Source organism: Dickeya ananatis, from assembly GCF_019464615.1.
GTDB lineage: Bacteria > Pseudomonadota > Gammaproteobacteria > Enterobacterales > Enterobacteriaceae > Dickeya > Dickeya oryzae.
This window is the reverse complement of the sequence record NZ_CP040816.1, coordinates 1,278,836-1,301,785: the sequence shown is the minus strand read 5'-3', so window position 1 is coordinate 1,301,785 and position 22,950 is coordinate 1,278,836. Positions and strand designations below refer to the sequence as shown.

Below are 22,950 nucleotides of genomic sequence, written 5' to 3'. Positions count from 1 at the left end.
GCCGTCACCGTGCGGGGATCACAGGCTTGATGCCGATCCCACCCTAATGTCATCAAACGTTAAAATCGGTATTTCACAGATGCTATGATAAATACCGTGTTGAATTTGCGGATAAAAAACACACGTGTGTTTTCTTCTTAAGAATGTCGCCTTTGGCTGCTCGGTTGGAAAACGCAAAGAACTCCATTAACCGTCGGCGTATTGTTCGCCGTTTTTTAATACTAAAGCTATGACTCAAATCCCCGCCTTCAATCGCTCGCTACTACACCCACGCTACTGGCCGACCTGGACAGGCATCGCGCTACTCTATCTGGTGGTCCTGTTACCTTATCCTCTCATCTATCGCATCGGTACTGGGTTGGGAAGACTGTCAATGCGTATACTGAAACGCCGCGTCGCGATCGCACATCGTAATTTGCAACTTTGCTTCCCAGATATGCCTGCTGAGGAACGAAAGGCGCTGGTTAAGAAAAATTTTGAATCCGTCGGGATGGGCGTGATGGAGACGGGTATGGCCTGGTTCTGGCCAGACTGGCGAGTGGAGCGCTGGTTTACGGTAACCGGACTAGAACATATGCGACCGCTGCGAGAACAACAACGCGGTGTGTTACTGATTGGTCTGCATTTCCTTACCCTGGAATTAGGTGCTCGCATCTTTGGCATACAAAACGCCGGCATCGGTGTTTATCGGCCTAACGACAATAAATTGATCGACTGGCTGCAAACCTGGGGAAGAATGCGCTCTAACAAATCCATGCTGGACCGAAAAGACGTTAAGGGCATGATCCGGGCGCTGAAACAAGGCGAGATTATCTGGTATGCCCCTGATCACGACTATGGTCCACGCAGTAGCGTATTTGTTCCTTTGTTTGCAGTTAAAAACGCCGCAACGACGGTCGGTAGTTATATGCTAGCCCGTGCGGCAAAACCCGCTATTGTGCCGTTCGTCCCCCGTCGTTTGCCCGATGGAAAAGGTTATGAGCTGCTCATTCGCCCAGCCCAACTGGATATCCCATTGGAGAATGAAGCAACCACCGCGGCCTGGATGAATAAGCTGGTTGAAGAAAATATCCTGCTGGCACCGGACCAATACATGTGGTTGCATCGCCGTTTTAAAACACGCCCTAACGGGGAACCTTCGCTCTATTAAGCGCTTTTTGAATCACGTGCTGGCATACGGCCAGCCAGGGAAACATGATGGACGATACCGCTCCGATTGACTGGAAACGCAACCTCTACATTGCCTGGCTGGGATGTTTCTTTACCGGGGCGGCCTTCAGCCTGGTCATGCCTTTTCTTTCACTTTACGTCGAACAACTGGGCATACAGGGTCATGAGGCGCTCAATCTCTGGTCAGGTGTAGTGTTCAGCATCACGTTTCTATTTTCCGCTATCGCTTCGCCCTTCTGGGGACGCCTTGCCGACCGCAAAGGGCGAAAACTGATGCTATTACGCTCCGCCCTGGGGATGGCGATAGTGATGGCGTTAATGGGCCTGGTGCAGAATATCTGGCAGTTTCTGTTACTCAGAGCCGCATTAGGTGTTTTGGGCGGATTTGTGCCGAATGCTAATGCCCTGATCGCCACACAAGTGCCTCGTAATCGCAGTGGCTGGGCACTGGGAACCTTGTCTACCGGCGCAGTTGGTGGCGCGCTGCTTGGCCCGCTACTCGGAGGCTATCTGGCCGATACCTTCGGTTTGCGTCCCGTTTTTTTCATTACCGCCGTAGTGCTGTTTATCTGCTTTCTGGTTACGCTCTTTTTCATTCGCGAGCGCATTGAGCCTGTCAGGAAAAAAGACATGCTCAGCGGGCGTCAGGTCATGGTTTCTCTGAAAAATCCCCATCTGGTGATGAGTTTGTTCGTTACTACGCTGATCATTCAGGTAGCAACCGGCTCCGTTGCACCGATACTGACCCTGTATGTACGCGAGCTGGCAGGCCAAACCGACAATCTGGCGTTTATCAGTGGTGCGATTGCGGCTATTCCAGGTGTATCAGCACTCCTGAGCGCCCCCCGGTTGGGAAAACTTGGCGACAAAATTGGCCCGGAGCGGATTCTGGTTGCCATGCTGATACTGTCGGTATTATTACTGATCCCCATGGCGTTCGTGCAATCCCCCTGGCAACTGGCAGCATTACGATTCCTGCTAGGTGCAGCTGACGGCGCGTTACTGCCCGCCGTGCAAACGTTGCTTATCTATCACTCTTCTCATCAGGTTGCCGGGCGGATATTCAGCTATAACCAGTCATTCCGCGATGTCGGTAACGTGACGGGGCCGTTGTTAGGTGCCAGCGTTTCCGCAAGTTTTGGGTTCAGAGCCGTATTTCTGGTGACAGCCAGCGTTGTGATGATCAATGCATTCTACTCATGGCTCTCTTTACGCCGGAAATCAAACCGGGAAGCGCTATCCGAAGCGGAATAATGCTGCAAGCATCACGTTTGGGCATAAAAAAAGCAACGGACTAGCCGTTGCTTTTTCACTGAATTATACGGGTTTACTCGCTTTTAATCACCGGCGCAGCAAGCGTCTGGTAATGGTTTCGCCAGTTACTGTACGCATCAGACTGACTCCAGACCCGATGATGTAACCGAGCCAATGTCACCGGATCGCTAATCAACGCCAGACGCAAATTACCATCAACCTCCTGAGGGTTACGATGCAGTGCGTCATTCACGCGCTGTTCACGCATATCCTCAATCGGCTTACTCAGGCAGTGACGTGCTGTTGCCATGGCACTGGCCAGCGCATTGACGGACGGATCAAACACCGCATGCATAAAGCCATGTTCCAGCTTGCGCTCACGATTGCGACGGAAGTATTCGTCGGTCGCCACCAACTCTCGCGGCGGATTAGACTCTTCCGGAATAAGTAGCAACTTACCACGCTTGCAAGCCAGACCGAGGCTGGCGCGACTGGACAATACAGAGACCAGCGGCGAGAGGATCAGTGAGAATACGATAGGTCCGAGCCACCACAGGAAGCGTAAATCCAGCCATGCCATGCCGCCAGCCCATACCAGCCCCAGCAACAACTGAGAGCCATGACGAGTAAAGGCTTCGCTCCAGGGCGTTGCGTCATCATCACGCTGTGGCGATTTCCATTGTACTGACCACCCCAGAAATGCGCTGACCACGAATACGGTATGGAACAACATACGCACTGGCGCCAGTAAGACGGAAAACAGCATTTCAATCAGCAGTGAAGTACACAGCCTTATCGAACCGCCATACGCCTTAGCACCCTTGGCACAAACCAGAATGACACTCAGCAGCTTGGGCAGGAACAGCAACACCAATGTTGTCGAGAACAAGGCGATCGCCAGTTCCGGACGCCACTGCGGCCACACCGGGAACAACTGGCGGGGCTGCAGGAAATACTGCGGCTCCATCAGCGTATGTACCACCTGCAATGCCGTAGACAGCGCCAGGAACATGAACCACAGCGGCGCGGACAGGTAAGACATCACCCCCGTCAAAAATACCGCACGGTGTACCGGGTGCATACCTTTGACCAGAAACAGGCGGAAGTTCATCAGGTTACCGTGACACCAGCGACGATCACGTTTCAACTCGTCCAGCAGGTTAGGCGGTAGTTCTTCATAACTGCCTGGTAAATCGTACGCGATCCATACCCCCCACCCGGCACGACGCATCAGCGCTGCTTCGACAAAGTCATGTGACAGGATAGAACCGGCAAAAGAGCCTTCGCCCGGCAACGGCGCCAGCGCACAATGCTCTATGAAGGGTTTCACACGGATGATGGCGTTATGCCCCCAATAATGGGATTCACCTAACTGCCAGAAATGTAGACCGGCAGTGAACAGTGGCCCATACACACGGGTAGCAAACTGCTGGCAGCGGGCATACAGCGTATCCATACCCGATGCACGCGGTGCGGACTGGATAATCCCGGCATTTGGATTGGCTTCCATCAACCGAACCAGTGATGTTAAGCACTCGCCGCTCATCACACTGTCAGCATCCAGCACCACCATATAGCTGTACTGGCTACCCCAGCGACGGCAGAAGTCATCGATGTTGCCACTCTTACGCTTCACGCGGCGACGACGGCGACGATAGAAGATACGACCCGCGCCGTCGACTTCCCGGCATAAATCCATCCACGCTTTTTGTTCCGCGATGCAAATATCCGGATCATTGCTGTCACTGAGGACATAAATATCAAAATGATCCAGATCACCGGTAGCCGCCACCGACTCATAGGTCGCCCGCAACCCTGCAAAAACGCGTTCGACGTCCTCATTACAGATAGGCATAATCAATGCCGTGCGATGCGCCGGATTTAACGGCTCATTCCCGGCAACCGTCGACGAGATACTGTATTTATCCTTACCGATCAGCAACTGCAGGAAGCCCATCAGCGCCGTCCAGAAACCGGCGGAGACCCAACAGAACAGAATCGCAAACAGGATCAATATTCCGCTTTGCAGCACGTAAGGCAGCAATTGCATGACGGTGCGCCAGACATCCTGATGGATCATCGCAAACGGGTCGATCAAGGCCCATCCCTGATAAGGAAGAATGGTCTTCATATACCAGGTAGCAATCGCTGTCTGGAACAAGGTGAGCACCAACAGGATATAACGACGCAGCGTCCCCACCTTACGCCAGCGGTTTTCCGCTTCGTTTTCCTCTGCCGTCTTGTATTGATGGCGAGGAGGTTTAGTGCGTCCTTTGAAAGTATCCCACCAGCGCACCATCGGGTTCGTCTGCCAGGCATCAGGGAACATAGAAGCACGGGTAATACGTGGCATAGCCTGTAATGCAGTGCGACCTTCACGGTCTTTGCCCAGTTGCTTACCGCCATTGAGCCCCTCTTCCCACGCCATTTCCAGACGGCGCGGGACAGAAACCAACGGAATATCATCCGGCGACTGCATATTGACGACAGAACCATCAGACAGTGACTGATGTAAGGAAGACAGATCCTGAGACGAAGACAGCGTCTCACGAAGGGCCTCTGCCTGCCCGGCAGGCAGAGGCAATTTCTCGATATACTCGAGGGTAGTCGTTGATTTATTCATTAGCAGGCAGCTGATAGCTCCAGGTTTCAGTCAATGTGGTATCACCATTGACCAACGCTGCTCGCATTTCCGTCGGCTGCTTGTTGTCCTTCACTTTCAGACGCAGTGTCAGACGCCAGCCATGCGTTACCGGATTATAGCGAACACTGTTTTCCACAATTTCGCCGTTGTCGCCAATACTGGCTTGCGACGCGACCGGCGTATTCGGATCCAGATCCTTCATCTTGCCGCCGACAAAATCAACCAGGAATGCGATGGTGCCATCTGGCTGACGAATCAGGTTAGACTGTTTCACGTCACCCGTCGAACGCATGGTCTGCATGACATAAGCCTGTTCCGGAGAATGCAGTGCTTCTTCATCTCGGGTGAAATGCAAGCGGTACTTCATTTCCAGCGGCTTGCCTTTCTCTGGCAGGTTTTCCGGTGTCCAGAAAGCGACAATATTGTCATTGGTTTCATCCGCAGTCGGAATTTCTACCAATTCAACCTTGCCTTTACCCCAGTCGCCTTTGGTTTCAACCCAGCCGCTTGGGCGCAGGTCATAACGGTCGTCCAGGTCTTCATAACCGGAGAAGTTACGGCCGCGTTGCAGCAGACCAAAGCCTTTCGGGTTTTCAATGGTATAAGTGCTGACCGACAAGTGTTTGGGATTATTCAGCGGACGCCAGATCCACTCACCATTACCGGCATGGATCGACAGACCGTCGGAATCATGCAGCGCCGGGCGGTAGTTCAGCGTCGGCGACGGCTGGTTTGGCCCAAACAGGAACATACTGGTCAACGGCGCTATGCCCAGTTTACCCACTTTATCACGCAGATAGACTTTGGCTTCCACGTCCATCATGCTGTCACTACCTGGATAAAGTACAAACCGGTAGGCACCCACAGAACGCGGAGAATCCAGCAACGCATAGATCACCAGATGCTTGTCTTCCGGTTTCGGATGCTCAATCCAGAATTCGCGAAAACGTGGGAACTCTTCACCGGAAGGCAATGCCGTGTCGATAGCCAACCCGCGGGCAGACAAACCATACACCTGCCCTTTACCAACGATACGGAAATAACTCGCCCCCAGCATGCTGAGGATTTCATCGTTCTTATCCGCTTTATTGATTGGGTAAAGCACCTTGAAGCCAGCAAAGCCCAGATCTTTCACGGTCGCCGGGTCATGGTTGACCGAGCCAAAATCGAAGTAATCCGTAGAATATTTGATTTCGTTGACTTCAGTGGCAGTCACTTCGTTGATTTTGACCGGAATGTCAAAATACATACCTTGATGGTAGAACTGCAGTTTGAAAGGCGTTGGGTCTGAATTCCAGTAGGATTTGTCCTGGTTGAAGCGAATCTGCTGATAATCAGCAAATTTCATGTCACGAAACTGGGCAGGAAGATTGCTCTTTGGCGCTTCATAGCCCTTTTCAGCCAGCTTTTCCGCCTTTTGCGCCACATCATCAATGGAAAAAGCCCAGGCGTGCAATGATGTCAGAGACAGCATGACCGCCGCTGAAACCCAGCGAAGATTAGCAACACGCTGCTTAACCCTAAATTTATTAACCAGCACATCTCCCCCTGTATGTGTGCCTAAATCAACTAAAACCCATATTAATGGATAAGTTAGCTTTCCGACAACTTGAGAAAAGAATGGTTCATCATAATAGGTCACCGTTTAGACAACATCGACCCACTTCAGCGATAAACCACGTCCCCAAGATGAAAAACCATAACGGATATGACGCCAGAAATGCCTAAGAATCATCCGTTGAGAAACGAGGGTAAATTTTCCTCTCACATGACGGCAGTAGCAAGAAACTTCTGGCCCCGACAGGCATTAAACGGCGATTTATGGAAAACAAAGCGCAATTTTTTCACCGAACGGGATCAAAAAAGAACATTTTCTTAACCCTTATCGACTGATCGGGTACAGTGTCACCCATTCAGCCTTTTTCTGAGCATCGCATGTAACGCATGTCCCTGTTTGAACTGAGACAACAACGCCTCCCTGCCTGGCTTGGGATATTGGCCGTTGTCATGATCTTTTTGGCTCCGCCCATTTCGCAATCGCTGCGAAATAGCCATCACGTTCAACCCCCCTCTCCCGCTTCACTGTCAGCAATGGCCCCCATGTCGGGTCATCATGAACACCACAGTATGCATACGCCCCCAGCATATCCTGCTCATTCGCCCATCACCCCAATGTCACACGGGGAAATGGGGATGGAGGATCATGCTGCATGTGGTTACTGCGTCCTGTTGTCGCATTTACCGCTGCTGACGTTATCAGGCTCACTCCAACCTGCCCATGCTGTCTGGCTGTCCCGCTGGCAGACGCCTCGCCCTCTATTTTCATCACCTTATATTCTACGTTTCCTGCCACCCTTACCTCGCGCGCCCCCCTTATAAATCGCTCGGTTATAAAACAATGTGTTTATAAAACATGGTGTTCATAAAGCGTGGTGTCACGTCGCACGCTTGCGGCTGAGTTCATCAATGAGAAGGTGATTTCAGATGCCGGTGAACAACAATGCCTGCCAACAAGCGCAGAGATATCGGCTGTCGGCGGCAGGTATACGCTATTGGAGATGTTATGTCCGAGTCAAAAACAGGTACCACCTACATTCGTCAGGCAGAAACACTCGCGGATGTGTCGCCCGCGCAAGACGCGAGCCACGACAATCTGGTTCGGTCTCAACGCATCGCGATGCTGGCATTATTGATGCGTTTGCATTTTTATATTGGGCTATTTGTTGGCCCGTTCATCTTTATTGCCGCCCTGACGGGCACGCTCTATGTGCTAACTCCCCAGATTGAAACAAAGCTCTATTCTCAGCAGTTGTTTACCGATACCAGCGGAACGCCGCAGTTGCTGTCGCAACAAATTGCCGCGGCGGCGCATGCGCTGGGTGATAAGGCGCAATATGCCCGGCTGACCGCCGTTCGACCCGCGCCCGGTGCCGGGCAGACGACGCGGGTGATGTATTCGCTGCCGGAACTCGGCCCATCAGAAAGTTTTGCGGTCTTCGTGGATCCGGTATCCCTTGATATCCATGGCGCTCTGACCGTCTATGGTACCAGTGGTATTTTGCCGTTTCGCACCGCGCTGGATTATCTGCATCGCAACCTGTTGCTGGGCGATATTGGCCGCCATTACAGCGAACTGGCCGCATCCTGGCTATGGATTGCGGCACTGGGAGGGGGTTATATCTGGCTCTCAACCCGCAAAGCGCAGCCCCGTTCACGTCGTCGTTCCACCAGCGATCGTCAAAGTCCCGTCCGGCAACGTCAGGGATTACGCCGCAATCACACATCCCTCGGCCTACTGTTGCTGCTTGGATTGCTCTTCTTTTCAGCAACCGGTCTGACCTGGTCACGCTGGGCAGGTGACAATGTTGCCCAGTTGCGCGCTGTACTGGGCTGGCAAACCCCGTCGGTGAATACCCATCTGGATTCGGTGCCGAATACGCCAGCGTCACCACATGCAGAACATCACATGATGTCGATGCCTGAGATGCCCTCCCCTGTCACACCGCAGATCTTCGATAATGTGCTGGCTGCCGCCAGAGACGCGGGTATTGATGCCGGGAAAATAGAGATTCGTCCGTCACTCAAACCTCAACGTGCCTGGACTGTCAGCGAAATTGATCGATCATGGCCGACACAGGTTGATGCGGTTGCCGTTGACCCAACAACGTTCCACGTCATAGATAAAGTCCGTTTTGCCGACTATCCACTGGCCGCCAAACTGACTCGTTGGGGGATTGACGCGCACATGGGCGTGCTATTCGGCCTGCCCAACCAGTTGTTGCTCGCTGCTTTTGGACTCGGGCTCTGCTGCCTGATTGTCTGGGGATATCGCATGTGGTGGATACGACGTCCGACATATGATTCCCCCCGCAACCCGGCACAGACCTTAACCACAGCGTTCTTGCAACTGGCTGTACCTCTGCGGCTGCTGGTGTTAATCATTTCAGGTGTGCTGATGGTTAGCCTGCCCGTCATGGGAGTCAGTCTGGTGCTATTTCTAGTCGTCGACATCTGGCGATGGTCACGACACCGGCGCATTGGGTAATTTCCAGCCTGATGAAGCTGATGAAATAGCAGAGATAAGCAACCACCACGATATTCTCTGGTGGTGCTCGCGTCTGGATGTAAAAAACCGCAGCGACATGCTGTTACGCTGCGGTTTTTATTTGCATCGGCGATGAACCGTTGATTCAGAACGTTACCCATTCCGGTGTATCAGACACGTTCGCGTTTTTTGTACCCGGCAACCCGGTCAGCGCCACCCCTTTTCCTGCTGATTCGCGCCGCAACGTTCCTTTCGCTGAACCCGAATTATTCAGCTTGAATACACTGACGGTCTTCGCCAGCGTTTGTGCCTGTTCCTGTAGCGATAACGCCGCCGCTGCGGATTCTTCTACCAGGGCGGCATTCTGCTGCGTCGTTGTATCGATCTGGCCGATCGCCAGGTTTATCTGATTAATGCCTTCACTTTGCTCCAGGCTGGCCCTCGCGATTTCCGTAATTACGCTATCGGCGTTGTGCGCATTATCAATCACTGCCCCCATCGTGTGCTCCGTGTTTTCTACCAGCGACATGCCGTCCTGCACTTTCTGCACCGAGTTATCAATCAGCTCTTTAATTTCCTTGGCTGAATTCGCACTGCGTTGTGCCAGAGCCCGAACTTCGCTGGCTACTACTGCGAACCCTCGCCCTTGCTCACCGGCCCGGGCGGCTTCCACGGCGGCATTCAGCGCCAGAATATTGGTCTGGAACGCAATACTGTCGATGACCCCGATAATTTCAGCCATACGCTGAGACGCATCATGTATTTCACGCATCTCCCGGGTGACGTCCGTCATCATTTCACCACTCTGACGCACAATCTCGGAAGCCTGTCCCGCCAGTGACGCAGCGTGTTCCGTATTGGCCGCCGTATTTTTGATAGTCGCGGTCAGTTGTTCAATCGACGCGGCGGTTTCCTCCAGCGAACTGGCCTGTTCCTCAGTTCGGGCAGACAAATCCTGATTACCTGATGCAATCTGCGAGGCAGCGGAAGAAATGGTTTCCGCACCCTCACGGACCTGACTGACGATATTGCACAAACTGTCATTCATCCCATACAGTGCGTGCAATAACTTCCCGGTTTCATCTTGTGTGCATGCCGAAGGTTCAGACGTTAAATCACCTTTAGCAACTTTCTCTGCCAGTGTGAGCGCCTCCTGCAACGGCCGCGTCACACTACGGGTAATTCCCCAGGCGATCAGCCCACCAGCCACAATACTGATGATAAAAACCATCAACAGCATCATACGAATTTCGTTATGACTCTTTTGCACCATATCCTGTGCGTCAATCATTTGGCTATCCTGATAACTGATGAATTCGGCGACTTTGCTTTTATATTTTTTCTGCAACGCCTGTGAGACATCCATCAATTCCGTCATGGCTTCACGGTTGCTCCCACGACCGGCCAGGTCTATCAACTTATTTGCGGACAAGGTGTACTCGCTGCGAATCTGCTGGATGTCTTTAAGCAAACCAACAGAATGAGCATCTTTAACATCTTTATTCAACTCAGACAGTAAGGTCGTAATTTCCGCAGAGTGTGCTTTAATCTCTTCATTCTGCTTTTGAATATCTGCCACGGAATCTGACATTAAAATAAACTGTTGCCCCAGCAACGCATTGTTTAGCTCATCAATTAGCTTATTTCCTTTTGCTGTCAACGGATAAAGCTCAGAGACGGTATAATCCATTTTTTGGTTAAAATCGCTCAGTTTGCTTAATGCCACAGCACCTGAAATCAATAACATAACAATAAGAAATGAAAATCCGATTGCCAGTCTGTAGCCTATTTTTAAATTAGAAAAATTCATTGTGAGCCCCTTTAATAAAATCCTTTCGTTTACAATCCAATAAAACGATTGGTAAATAATGTATATTTACCAGGTACCATACCTTGATAGGTTCATTCTTTTGGCTTTATGAATCATGGGTTCACCCTCTATACACGCCATACTTCAAGCTTGAACCTTGCCCTAAAGGGCTAACGCGTTGCACCCAAGCGCTTTGTCCTGAAACTCGAATTATCTGGGGTAGAGAAAGAACGCAAAATAAGATAACAACACTGATCTCTTACCTGCGCACCATGTGACAACATCTGTGTGATGCAATGCGCATTGAGGAAATGCACGTAAGGGAAAGTCGAGTCTTACATTGTTCAGGTTAGTACAATGAATACGTTTACCGTATATTTTATATCTGGAAATCACATTATCCTCCATGATTATCATTTCCTGCGATGAATCCGTCGCTAAATCAACCATGCATGGTTTAGTTTTGAGTCTGGAACATGACACGGTTATATCTATAAGATATTGATTGCAATAATCGGATTCGGCGTCCTGCCATCCTCATTATCAGCGTCATCTCTGTGATGAAATCACACCGATGATGGATTGTTTCATATTATAAAAAGAATAGTAAGTGCATTGTTGTCGCTGACAGAAAAATCTTACAAAATTTTCCATACCATTACGCGATAAATAATGTGACTGTCTATTTAAGCAATATTTTTCAAGTAATATTTTTGATACGAAAATACTTTTCATTGGAACACACACCCATATACGATAGTGCAGGAAAATACTCGGCGTTTTTTTGGAAAGATAGCGCAATGTTTATTTTTTCAGGTAAACACCTGGCAAAACGGCTCCCCGCTTTATTCACATACACCCGATACGATACGCTCATCTTCGCCTCTCACACCTATTGGCACTGGAATGGTCGGCAAGCGCTGTCAGAGCATAGCGAGCGATACACCCGACATCCTGAGCTAACAACAATCGATAAGAACTGAATCGATGAGAACTGAGTAGTCCGAGCAGGTAAACGTTCCTTCAGGCTTTCCCCACTTTGCGACGACGCTATTGCTATCGTGCATACTGGGAGAAGACGACTGTATTGATGAAGCAGGCAGAGAGAGCGGCGGTTCAAACTCAGGGGAGAAAAACAAGATAAATGCTGTACCACTTAAGGCTGATACAGCATGCAAGGCGAGGATTATTTTTTCCTGGAAGTTCCTTTGCCTTTGAGCAACTGGCGAAGCTTTTTGATTTCCTTCGCCGTCAGCGGTTGCTCGACGATCTCTTCCGTGTTCTGGCTATCAACGATCTCTGCCTCATCAGCGTCATGGGCATGACCTTCGATATCAAAACTTCTCAGTAAACGGGCACTGACCTCAGCACTGATAGAAACCTCGTTTTCCAATGCGGCGGCTTTGATCTTTTCTTTCAGCTCTGATGGTATTTTCAGTGACAGACTGGATATCTCACTCATTTCATTACCTTTCTGGCAGGATAAAGTCCCAAGCTATGCCAGTCCTTTGATAAAGTCCATACTGAAACAAAAAATTAATATAATCGTCATATAAACAACAAAAAAATATAAAAAGTACGTGTTTTTGATGTGATATAGATCTCAGTTTATTCTTTTTACCCCATCCCTTGTTTAAGCGTTCTGACTACAGGGTGTGAGTAGCGATTTTTATCACGGCCACTCACTGCGTTTTATACTTTGCCTGAAAATAAATAATTATCTAAAAAAGGGATAAACGCAGCTCAGACTATTCTGGATTTGTATTCTTTGACATATCTGGCAAAAATAAATCGTGACTCTGTGTAATATTATTACAAAGTAAATGTTAGGGCTGAGTGCCCAACAGTGGCGGCATTCCATGCTGTTAACATTTTTCCGGCATTCAGGCACGCATAGTGAGAGTCTGCCACAACAGTGGCGATGTTCACTTAGTGGCTGTGCTGCAAGGTTTCCCCGCCGGTATGTCCATGCAGGCATCACTCAGGTAGGTTAATCGATTGATCGTAAAATTTTAACGGCATAGAATATGCGCCCCTGCAACCATAAGGAAGTAAATGTGTCACACCATCACCTGTGGGAAATGATCAGAACCCTCTATTTCCTGGGCCTTTCGGTCTCGATGATATTTACTTTTTTTATGAGCAAAGATAATTCGTTAATCATGCGTTTTTTAGCCGCTATATTAATTGGCATCACCTGGCCATTAAGTTTTCCAGTCGTCATCGTTTTTTCATTTTTTTAATTATTGTACTCAAAATATTTAAGTCTCAGGACAATCCGTTAGCATGTTGAAATGTGTTAGCGCACTGAAATGTGTTGGCACGCTGAACTATCTGGTACTGTCGGGCATGAAGTCTGCGATGGAACTCACTGCATGAATCGGGAAGGGATAACGCATTAGCACCGCTTAACGAGTCCCCCCCTCTTAGTCGACAAACTTAACTGGCGAAATCGCGCGTTATCGCCGACGTGTTTCAGTTTCAGTCTGAAACATCATTTTCCGGTGGTTGATTCAACATGGCCTGGAGGTCTTGTCTGAGCAGCGACATCTGGCTGGCGTACTTTTCTTTATGCTCTGCATCTTCGAGCAATTGCACAATGGTTTCTGACAGGGTAATGCCGCGACGCTGCGCCAGCGCCGCCAGACGTTGCCACACCAGATAATCCAGATCGATAGATTTTTTACGGGTGTGCTGGTGTTCGGCGTTGAAATGCCGTTTACGCCGGGCGCGGATCGTCTGCTTCATGCGATTCTCCAGCGTTGGATTCATGCACTGCGCAATCCACTCCAGTACCAATACCGGCTGGCTTTCCATTTTCAGCAGTCGGTTGACGGCTTCATCGGCTGCGCTTTGCTCAATAAAGCGTGTTATCGGCTCACCCTCGCGATGTTTTTTAACCAGGTATTTCCACTTCCAGCCGCACTCAAGATTTTTTAGTTGTTGATATTTCATACATTATTCTTTAGTGACCGTGTAACGTGCCTGAACTTGCCCCCATTGTTGCCCGATATTCCCACTACAGGCAATCCCTGTCTGGTTATTTTTCACCCAGAATGGTCCCCGAATGCTCTCTTGTTAACCTCTCCCTACTCAGCACGTATGCAGCCTTGAGAATTCTTGTATAATTACGGTTTTCCTTTAAACGATTACAGCAGATACTTTGACCAATAACCGACTCGAATGGCAGCAACTGCTGCCCGATCATACGCCATATCAGACGTTATTCTCCCAGGCAGCCCAACTCGCCCCCGCTGAATTCTCTGCGGTACAACCTCGGCTTGCCGATGCACTGACGATTTTTTGCCATCCCCGCTCGCCATCTCAGTTTATGCTGCTGAAGGCGCAGGAAAATAATGCTTATCTGGCCTTGATCGCCAACGCCATCGCGCAGTTGCCAGCACGGCAACCAGAAGCGTTATCTGGCTATCGTTATCATATTGATGGACGTCAGATCAGCATTCAGCCCGCCCAGTATCCGGATGACAATTTTGCGGCTACGTTGCGCTGCGGCTATCAGGAATGGATCGAACCGGAACAGCTATTTGGCTGTGTGCGAATATACAAAGACGATATCAGTCTGCAGCCCGGCCTGCTCCATCGCGTCAACGGCGGTACCCTGATCCTGTCCGCACGGACATTGCTGGCGCAGCCGCTGATGTGGCTGCGGCTTAAGCAAATTATCATTGATGGTCAATATCACTGGTCGTCTCCCGATGAGCGACGACCGTTACCGGTAGAGATCCCGCCGATGCCAGTCGACCTGCATCTGGTCGTACTCGGCGATCGTGACAGCCTGGGCGATATCCATGATATGGAGCCTGAACTGGGCGAACTGGCGATCTATGGTGAATTTGAGTCGCACCTGCAGTTAATCGAGCCGGAAGATATGGTGCACTGGTGTTCTTACATCAACGCATTATGTCTGGAAAATCAGTTGCCACTGCTGTCCGCCGATGCCTGGCCAGAACTGTTCTCACTGGCCGTGCGCTATAGCGGCGATCAAGGTAATGTGCCGTTATGCCCGCAATGGCTGACGCACCAGCTCAAGCACGCGGCGCTCTATACGCGCCAGGAAGAGATTACCGGGCAAGCGTTTATTGATGCCGTCACGGCACGCCGCTGGCGCGAAGGGTATCTGTCTGAGCGCATGCAGGATGAAATCGAACTGGGTCAGGTTCTGATCGAAACCGAAGGCGACATGATTGGCCAGGTCAATGGCCTGTCAGTGCTGGAATACCCAGGTTACCCGCTGATGTTTGGTGAGCCTACCCGTATCAGCTGTGTGGTCCATCCTGGCGATGGTGAACTCACCGATGTCGAGCGTAAGGCCGAATTGGGTGGCAACCTGCATGCTAAGGGCATGATGATCATGCAGGCGTTTCTGATTTCCGAGTTGGAACTCGAGCAACAACTGCCATTTTCTGCCTCGATTGTGTTTGAACAGTCCTATGGCGAGGTCGATGGCGACAGCGCGTCACTGGCTGAGCTTAGCGCGCTGGTGAGTGCGCTGTCGCAATGTCCTATCAATCAACAACTGGCGGTGACCGGTTCCGTCGACCAGTTTGGGCATGTGCAGCCCATTGGCGGCGTTAACGAAAAAATCGAAGGATTCTTCGAGGTATGCCAGCGTCGCGGCCTGACAGGTAAGCAAGGGGTGATAATCCCATCGACCAATCAACGTCATCTATGCCTGTTGCCGGACGTCATTGACGCCGTGCGCAAAGAGCAGTTCCATATCTATGTCGTGGATTCGGTCGCCGAAGCACTGACGCTCTTGACGCAGGTGCCTTACGACGATGAACATCAACCCAACCTGCTGGCAGCGATCCGTGAACGCATCGCGCAGTTGGCACCACCGGAACGGCGTCGCTTTCCGTGGTTTTTCCGCTAAAGAAACTGGTTGGGCCAGAAGCAACAGACTTGCTCAGCGTACATCTGTACGCTAACCTGCCTGCTCCACAAAAACAGGGCTTATAGAAACATGGTAGACAAACGCGATTCCTATTCAAAAGAAGATCTTTTCGCCAGCGGACGCGGTGAACTGTTTGGGCCACAGGGGCCACAACTGCCAGCCGGCAACATGCTGATGATGGATCGTGTCATCTCTATGACCGAAGACGGTGGTCTGCATGGAAAAGGCTATGTGGAAGCAGAACTGGATATCAATCCTGATCTGTGGTTCTTCGGTTGCCACTTCATCGGTGACCCGGTGATGCCAGGCTGTCTGGGTCTGGATGCAATGTGGCAGTTGGTTGGTTTCTATCTCGGCTGGCTGGGCGGCGAAGGTAAAGGTCGTGCGCTGGGCGTAGGCGAAGTAAAGTTCACCGGGCAAGTGCTGCCGGAAGCTAAAAAAGTGACATATCGCATCCATTTCAAGCGCGTTATCAACCGTAAGCTCATCATGGGCATCGCCGACGGCGAAGTGTTGGTTGATGGTCGCCTGATCTACACAGCAACCGATCTGAAAGTCGGTCTGTTCAAAGATACCAGCACATTCTAATTCCGCATCGATCGTCGATATCGATGAGATGAATAGAAAAAACGCGGCGATAACGCCGCGTTTTTTCTATTGATATGCCTGTTATGCCTGACAACTTGTTATGCCTGACAACTTCCCCCTTACCATGTGCCGTTAGCACATTAAATACGCCGTCCGGCAACCCAGCCCATTCGCACAACACATCACAGCAGCAGTGGTCATCACGAGATGGTCGAGCAGGTCACGTTTTTGCGATCAATTCCGGTTTCTGGTGGTTTGCGGTTTCTGATGAGCAAGGTATACTGGGTCAATTGAAATGAAATAGTGTTTTAAAAAATGTAGTTGTCCGCACACTTAAAGGAACGAACATGAAAATTGCACTGATTAACGAGAACAGCCAGGCTGCAAAAAACGCGATTATCGCGACTGCTCTGTCCAAAGCCGTTGAACCGATGGGTCACACCGTATACAACTACGGTCAATATGCTGTTGAAGACGCTGCACAGCTGACCTACATCCAGAACGGTATTCTGGCTGCCATCCTGCTGAACTCCGGTGCCGCTGATTTCGTGGTCACAGGTTGTGGTACGGGTCAGGGTGCGATGCTGGCCTGTAACTCTTTCCCGGGTGTAATCTGTGGTCTGGTTGTTGACCCGTCTGACGCTTACCTGTTCTCTCAGATCAATAACGGTAATGCCGTTTCTCTGCCTTACGCTAAAGGCTTTGGCTGGGGTGCTGAACTGAATCTGGAAAACCTGTTCACTCAGCTGTTCAAAGAAGAAGGAGGCCGTGGTTACCCGAGTGATCGCGTTGCGCCGCAGCAGCGTAACAAGAAAATTCTGGATGCGGTAAAAGCAGTGACCTACAACGATCTGATCACCATTCTGAAAGGTCTGGATCAGGATCTGGTTAAAGGCGCTATCGCAGGCCCGAAATTCCAGGAATATTTCTTCGCCAACAGCACCAATGCGGAGCTGACTAGCTTTATCAAATCCCTGCTGAACTAATTCAGCCTGCGAGTGTTATCCCGACCACCGCATGCGCGGTGGTCTTTTTTTATCGGTAATCGGCGCACGTCTGTTCAGGTCGAACAACTGTTAGCCAGATGTTTTAAAAGCCTGAAATACTGCTTGACCATAACTGGGTGACTCCCTATAGTAGCGCCCCGTTGCCCTTGAGGTAACAATCCGGTGAGGTGTCCGAGTGGCTGAAGGAGCACGCCTGGAAAGTGTGTATACGTGAAAACGTATCGAGGGTTCGAATCCCTCCCTCACCGCCAGATTAAAAGTAAAAACCCCAGACGAAAGTCTGGGGTTTTTACTTTTAACCGGTGATGGGACGGTGAGAGCCCCCGACAGGGTTCGACAAAACGGCCTGCCGTTTTGGACCGCCGCAGGCGGCCCGCAGGGCGAGCGCAACGCGCGAGTCTATCCCGACCGGATCATTTCCCCTCCCAGACAGTTAGACGCAATATGTCGCCACCTGATAATGAGAGAAATACCGGTACTTAGAGCCTATCCCATTAGGACTATTTCACTTGCCATTTCGGCCCTGGGCAGGGCTCGAAATCCTCACGTACTACGTGTACGCTCCGGTTTACTCGCTGCGTTCGCCCGCAGGATCGGACAGCGTGCTTTTTCCGTTCAACATGCATTGCATGTTGTCTGCACGCTGTCCGTGTCCAAACTGGCTACGCCAATAACGCCTACTGGGATAGGCTCTTATGATAAAACGCCGTTTCTCTTGTATCTGAGTAAAATTAACGTTTATTTCATATAACAATCCGCACCATGCATATGTACCACTAATGCTTTTCTCGAAAAACGAGGAAGCACTCTGTGAGTTAAAAAGACAAAACATTGATGTAAAACAAAAAAATTAAAACTATCATTAGTCACTAGAGTCATACTTAACCAATGGAAGAAAATACAAAGCGATTTTTTATTTCCATTAATGTTCACTTAATCTAAATAAAATAAATTTATTTTCGAAAGAACATTGTACCTTTGTATTTTTACCATCGTGTATTTCCTTGGCGGAGTATTCCAACATGACTATCGTAAAAAAACTAGCTATCGTAATCAGTATCTTCGCCCTTGCACTGATTGGCGTAGGTGGCTTTGGACTTCAATCACTTAACCAGTCAAAGGACCGTCTGGAATATGTGATGGTGAATACCTTACCCAGCCTTGACAATCTCGTGAGGTCTAATAACGCATTAAATGATGCTCGCAGTGCGCTGGCACTCATTTTTCTGACCCGAGAAGAACAACAGCGTAATACCTTAAAACGCGCGCTTGATGACTCGCTCTCCAAAGTTGAAAAACTGAATGCCATTTACAAAAAAGATCTGATTTCTGATCCCAAAGATTTACAGATGGCGAATGATAATCTGCAATACCTGAACGATTTCCGCACCGCGAAAGATAAGCTGTTTCAGCAATCCCAGGCCGATACGCAAGCAGCAGAAAAAGCGTTTTCCTCTCAGGGGTATGTCACTCTGGCCCAGGAAAAGCTGGTGAAAGGGTTCCAGGATCAGTACGACTATAACGTCACGCTGGCCAGTGGACTGCAGGAGCAAAATAACTCCAGCTTCAAACAGGCGTTCTTCGGGCTAGTTGGCTTAATTGTAGTGGCATTACTCGTTGCTGGCACCTTCTCCACGGTGATTATCAGTTACGTGCGCAATAGCCTGAATGCCTTGCGCCAGACACTGATTAACGTCAGTGAAAACCTGGACCTGACCTTGCATGCTGATGCCAGCAAAAATGACGAAATTGGTCAGACATCAAGCGCGTTCAACAATCTGATCCAACGCTTTGCGATGGTATTGTCCGACGTTCGTTCTGCCAGCGAGAGTGTATCAACGGCATCCGGTGAGATTGCTGCAGCCAATGAAGACCTTTCTGCTCGCACAGAAGAGCAAGCCTCTTCTCTGGCACAGACCGCTGCCAGCATGCATGAGATTTCATCCACAATCGAAAGTAACGTCGACAATACGGCACAGGCCAATAAGCTGGGCCAGCAGGCCAGTGTTGCGGTTCAGCACGGTGACGAAGCCGTACAACGTATGGTGCATGCCATGGAAGATATCGCCAATGGCTCCGCCAAAGTTGCTGATATCACTAACCTGATTGAAGGCATCGCGTTCCAGACCAATATTCTGGCGCTAAATGCCGCAGTTGAAGCCGCTCGGGCGGGTGAGCATGGCCGGGGCTTTGCGGTGGTTGCTGGTGAAGTTCGCACACTGTCACAACGCTCTTCATCCGCCGCCAAAGAGATCAAAAACCTGATCGACAGTGCCATCACCGCGGTGAAACACGGTGCGGTGCAAGCTGATGAAGTCCGCGATGCTATCAGCAACGTGAAGGGCGTGATTCAAAACGTGTCTAACCTGGTCAACGAAGTATCGCTGGCCTCCGAAGAACAGAGCCGCGGTATCTCCCAGATCAATACCGCCATTAACCAGATGGAAGGCGTCACACAGCAGAATGCTGCCATGGTGGAACAAGCCTCCTCGGCCGCAGACTCACTGAACGAACAGGCAACCAGACTGCGTCAGTCGGTCGAAGTTTTCAAACTCGAAGCGGGCTCTCACTTTACTGACTCGCACACCATGAGTGGTGCCAGCCACCTGCGTCTGAGCCACCGCTAAACCGTCAGGTATAGCGATAAAAAAGGGTTGCGAGAGCAACCCTTTTTACCTGGATGTTAACCCGGTATCAGGAATAGGCCACCAGCGTGCGCTGACACAACTCCGAACGCACACAATCCTCTTTACCAAAAGTCACAATGCTGACCATGCTGTCTTCCGTAAACCGCTCCAGTGCATCCCGCAGACCGGATTTTACACCGGCAGGCAAGTCACACTGGGTAATATCGCCATTAACAATCACCGTCACGTTCTCGCCCAGACGCGTCAGGAACATCTTCATCTGATTGACGGTAACGTTCTGGGCCTCATCCAGGATCACCACGGCATTTTCGAACGTCCGCCCACGCATGTACGCAAACGGCGAAATTTCCACTTTAGCGATTTCCGGTCGTAGACAATACTGCAAGAAAGAAGAGCCGAGTCGACGTTGCAACACGTCATAGACCGGGCGAAAATACGGCGCGAACTTCTCCGCAATGTCGCCCGGCAGGAAGCCAAGATCTTCTTCAGCCTGCAAGACCGGCCGTGTCACGATAATGCGTTCAACCTCTTTATGAAGCAGTGCTTCAGCCGCTTTGGCCGCACTGAGAAACGTTTTGCCACAACCAGCCTCGCCGGTGGCAAAGATTAACTGTTTATTTTCTATTGCAGACAAGTAGTGTTCCTGCGCCGGGTTTCGGGCCTCAATGATTGAGGTGTCACGGCTCTCACGCGCCATACCGATAGCTTCAATGCCGCCCAACTGAACCAGAGAAGTGACCGAATCTTCTTCACGCTGACGATGACTGCGCGATTCACGTCTGATAACACGTTTGGCTTCACGACGCGCTTTGATCACTGCTTTTTGTCTTCCCATAGTGGCACCTTACAGTTTGTTTCACTGACCGAACGACCTGAGATCGACGGTGTTTTGTTCACAAATGAGGTTTGGCTTCCTTATTAAGCCGTAGCGTTGGAAATGACGAAAGCCAATGCATAACCGACACAGTTCCCCTTGCGAAGAGTCGAGTTCAACATTGGCATAAATGAATGGAGCGGAAATCGCTCTATGGGGATTATCGCAACAACCGGGAGAAAGTGAAAAAACGGAGCGGGAGAGAGAACCTCCGCCTCGGCAAGGCGGCAGAAACGGGCGAATTTGCTGACTATTCCGTCCAGGAAAGGACTCTACCATTCGCGTTCCTCACTGTGACAATAACTATTCGGATGAATAATGATTGACCGCATCAGGCATCCGACATCTGGGATGAAATTACCGTCCGTAGATGTCATTATGATGACAGTGCTATATTTTGCCCCTACATGGCAAGTATTTTTGCATAGCCATAACATAAAGCTCTATATTGCGCCCAATTGCGCCCACGCTGGGTCAGGCAAGCTATATATTGGATTAGCCACACAGCGGATTCGTACTGGAGAGATATCCTCCGCCAACTGACGGAGGAATCCGGGGGGTTAGTAATGTTTCTGCCAGTGCAGATATTGGTCGTACTTGCGCAGAGCACTGCGGTATGTGTTTTGCTCGATATCAGGTAAATAATCGCAGACACGCTGCTGAATATTACCGTCTGAGGTGAAACTTTCCTGTGGGTAATTCTTCGCCAACAGTAATTCATCCAGACGCCGTAAGCGAATGACATATTCACGCATAGTGCTGTGTCGCACTTCTGTCTGCTCGATCAAATACTGCGTAAACGCTTTGATATCGAAATAATTGGCGTGCGTATTGCAGGAGACCTCGCTGCAAAAACGGCATAGCGGGATAAGTTCTTCCTGCACAGACTCCCAGATCGTGTTGTCAATCAGTCTATCCATCATGGCAATCGACTTCTTGTTGATCAGCTGATCACGAAATACCAGCGACACACGATCCAGTTCTTTGGCGCAATGAGCGCAGTGTGTTTGTCTGTGTTTGAAGTCCTTCAAATAACGGCTAAGAAGCTGCTTCTTCCTGGTTGATTGAGGCATGAGTCCATTCCTGACTGTAGGGTGGTACAACTACATGTCTGTGTGCTCCAAATTAAACGTCACTCATTAATTTTGCACGCAGACGCTTTATCGCCTGGCTATGCAACTGACTAACGCGCGACTCGCCCACCTCAAGAACCGCACCGATTTCCTTCAGGTTCAGTTCTTCCTGATAGTAGAGAGTCAACACCATTTTTTCGCGCTCTGGCAGGTTTTCAATCGCGTCCATCACCCGTTGACGTAGATTTACGTCCATCAACAGGTTTAATGGATTGGCTTCTTCATTCCCTTCCAGTAACGCCTCAGCGCTATCCCCGTGCTCTTCCCGCCACTCATCGTAAGAAAACAACTGGCTATTATTGGTGTCCAGCAGAATCTGACGATATTCCTCTAACGAGATGTTCAGGGTTTGGGCTACTTCCTGTTCGGTTGGAGCCCGGCCGAGTGACTGTTCAGCCTGCTGCATTGCCTGCGCCACTTCCCGGGCGTTACGCCTGACACTACGTGGCGCCCAGTCCCGGCTGCGCAACTCATCCAGCATCGCGCCACGAATACGTTGTACGGCATAAGTAGTAAATGCCGTGCCTTGCAACGAATCATAACGCTCTACGGCACTGAGCAGCCCAATGCCCCCTGCCTGCAGGAGATCATCAAGCTCAACGCTCGCCGGAAGACGAACCTGCAACCGCAAGGCTTCATGGCGCACCAACGGAACATAGCGCTTCCATAATGAATTTTTATCCATTGTGCCTTCAGCGGTATACAGTTCGCTCACAGTGATAAATACCTATAAAATTAAGGTGCTCAACATCATTATGCGTTTAGCATACTATGACAATCGGAAGAATAGGTGTAGAAAAAAGGCTTTTTTCAGATATGCTGCCAAATTCCCATTTCTGAAAATTGTAGCGGCTATAGCGCA

General features: G+C 50.2%; 17 protein-coding genes and 1 tRNA gene. 10 read left to right on the top strand and 8 right to left on the bottom strand.

The genetic code is table 11. The annotated features are described in order from the left end of the window. Positions 1-229 precede the first annotated feature (229 nt). Together FGI04_RS05640 and mdtG are read left to right on the top strand one after the other, a co-directional pair. Positions 230-1,150, top strand: coding sequence for a Kdo(2)-lipid IV(A) acyltransferase (locus FGI04_RS05640; RefSeq protein ID WP_342701200.1), 921 nt, complete (start codon positions 230-232; stop codon positions 1,148-1,150). A gap of 47 nt (positions 1,151-1,197) precedes the next feature. Further along, a complete protein-coding gene (mdtG, locus tag FGI04_RS05635; protein ID WP_342701310.1) occupies positions 1,198-2,424 on the top strand; it encodes a multidrug efflux MFS transporter MdtG in 1,227 nt (408 codons plus the stop codon). 73 nt (positions 2,425-2,497) lie between these two features. Here mdtG and mdoH read toward each other — a convergent pair whose 3' ends face one another. Both mdoH and FGI04_RS05625 read right to left on the bottom strand, forming a co-directional pair. Further along, positions 2,498-5,047, bottom strand: coding sequence for a glucans biosynthesis glucosyltransferase MdoH (mdoH, locus tag FGI04_RS05630; protein WP_342701201.1), 2,550 nt, complete (start codon positions 5,045-5,047; stop codon positions 2,498-2,500). Further along, positions 5,040-6,542, bottom strand: coding sequence for a glucan biosynthesis protein G (locus FGI04_RS05625; protein WP_152490374.1), 1,503 nt, complete (start codon positions 6,540-6,542; stop codon positions 5,040-5,042). The genes mdoH and FGI04_RS05625 overlap by 8 nt, the downstream gene beginning before the upstream one ends. Before the next feature lie 470 nt (positions 6,543-7,012). Between FGI04_RS05625 and FGI04_RS05620 the strand changes: the two genes are divergently transcribed. Both FGI04_RS05620 and FGI04_RS05615 read left to right on the top strand, forming a co-directional pair. After that, positions 7,013-7,447: a DUF2946 family protein gene (locus FGI04_RS05620; RefSeq protein WP_407273255.1), complete on the top strand. Its 435-nt coding sequence runs from the start codon at positions 7,013-7,015 to the stop codon at positions 7,445-7,447. Positions 7,448-7,631: 184 nt separating this feature from the next. After that, entirely contained in the window at positions 7,632-9,113 is a 1,482-nt protein-coding gene (locus tag FGI04_RS05615) for a PepSY-associated TM helix domain-containing protein (protein ID WP_407273254.1), read from the top strand. A gap of 145 nt (positions 9,114-9,258) precedes the next feature. Here FGI04_RS05615 and FGI04_RS05610 read toward each other — a convergent pair whose 3' ends face one another. Beyond that, on the bottom strand, positions 9,259-10,923 hold the full coding sequence (locus FGI04_RS05610; protein WP_407336400.1) for a methyl-accepting chemotaxis protein: 1,665 nt from the start codon (positions 10,921-10,923) through the stop codon (positions 9,259-9,261). A gap of 1,186 nt (positions 10,924-12,109) precedes the next feature. Continuing rightward, a complete protein-coding gene (locus tag FGI04_RS05605; protein WP_342701204.1) occupies positions 12,110-12,385 on the bottom strand; it encodes an Arc family DNA-binding protein in 276 nt (91 codons plus the stop codon). Between the two features lie 595 nt (positions 12,386-12,980). Between FGI04_RS05605 and FGI04_RS05600 the strand changes: the two genes are divergently transcribed. Next, entirely contained in the window at positions 12,981-13,166 is a 186-nt protein-coding gene (locus FGI04_RS05600) for a GhoT/OrtT family toxin (RefSeq protein WP_342701205.1), read from the top strand. A gap of 238 nt (positions 13,167-13,404) precedes the next feature. Here the strand turns inward: FGI04_RS05600 and matP are convergent, their stop codons facing one another. Beyond that, positions 13,405-13,878, bottom strand: coding sequence for a macrodomain Ter protein MatP (matP, locus tag FGI04_RS05595; RefSeq protein WP_012884255.1), 474 nt, complete (start codon positions 13,876-13,878; stop codon positions 13,405-13,407). Positions 13,879-14,086: 208 nt separating this feature from the next. Between matP and FGI04_RS05590 the strand changes: the two genes are divergently transcribed. The 5 genes from FGI04_RS05590 to FGI04_RS05570 all read left to right on the top strand — a co-directional run bounded on the left by FGI04_RS05590 (position 14,087) and on the right by FGI04_RS05570 (position 20,060). Further along, positions 14,087-15,817 (top strand): AAA family ATPase, encoded by a 1,731-nt coding sequence (locus tag FGI04_RS05590; RefSeq protein WP_407273253.1) that lies wholly within the window; start codon positions 14,087-14,089, stop codon positions 15,815-15,817. Positions 15,818-15,907: 90 nt separating this feature from the next. Further along, positions 15,908-16,426 carry a bifunctional 3-hydroxydecanoyl-ACP dehydratase/trans-2-decenoyl-ACP isomerase gene (fabA, locus tag FGI04_RS05585; protein WP_342701207.1) on the top strand — a complete coding sequence of 173 codons (519 nt, stop codon included), beginning with the start codon at positions 15,908-15,910 and terminating at the stop codon, positions 16,424-16,426. 347 nt (positions 16,427-16,773) lie between these two features. After that, positions 16,774-17,412 carry an RpiB/LacA/LacB family sugar-phosphate isomerase gene (locus FGI04_RS05580; protein ID WP_016940872.1) on the top strand — a complete coding sequence of 213 codons (639 nt, stop codon included), beginning with the start codon at positions 16,774-16,776 and terminating at the stop codon, positions 17,410-17,412. A 182-nt stretch (positions 17,413-17,594) separates the two neighbouring features. Continuing rightward, positions 17,595-17,684: transfer RNA gene (locus FGI04_RS05575), tRNA-Ser, on the top strand. 771 nt (positions 17,685-18,455) lie between these two features. Further along, on the top strand, positions 18,456-20,060 hold the full coding sequence (locus tag FGI04_RS05570) for a methyl-accepting chemotaxis protein (RefSeq protein WP_342701209.1): 1,605 nt from the start codon (positions 18,456-18,458) through the stop codon (positions 20,058-20,060). Between the two features lie 67 nt (positions 20,061-20,127). Here the strand turns inward: FGI04_RS05570 and phoH are convergent, their stop codons facing one another. From phoH to FGI04_RS05555, 3 genes are all read right to left on the bottom strand, one after another. Further along, on the bottom strand, positions 20,128-20,916 hold the full coding sequence (gene phoH, locus FGI04_RS05565) for a phosphate starvation-inducible protein PhoH (protein ID WP_342701210.1): 789 nt from the start codon (positions 20,914-20,916) through the stop codon (positions 20,128-20,130). 599 nt (positions 20,917-21,515) lie between these two features. Next, positions 21,516-22,028 carry a flagella biosynthesis regulatory protein FliZ gene (fliZ, locus tag FGI04_RS05560; protein WP_012884248.1) on the bottom strand — a complete coding sequence of 171 codons (513 nt, stop codon included), beginning with the start codon at positions 22,026-22,028 and terminating at the stop codon, positions 21,516-21,518. A 52-nt stretch (positions 22,029-22,080) separates the two neighbouring features. Continuing rightward, positions 22,081-22,803 (bottom strand): RNA polymerase sigma factor FliA, encoded by a 723-nt coding sequence (locus FGI04_RS05555; RefSeq protein ID WP_342701211.1) that lies wholly within the window; start codon positions 22,801-22,803, stop codon positions 22,081-22,083. Positions 22,804-22,950 lie beyond the last annotated feature (147 nt).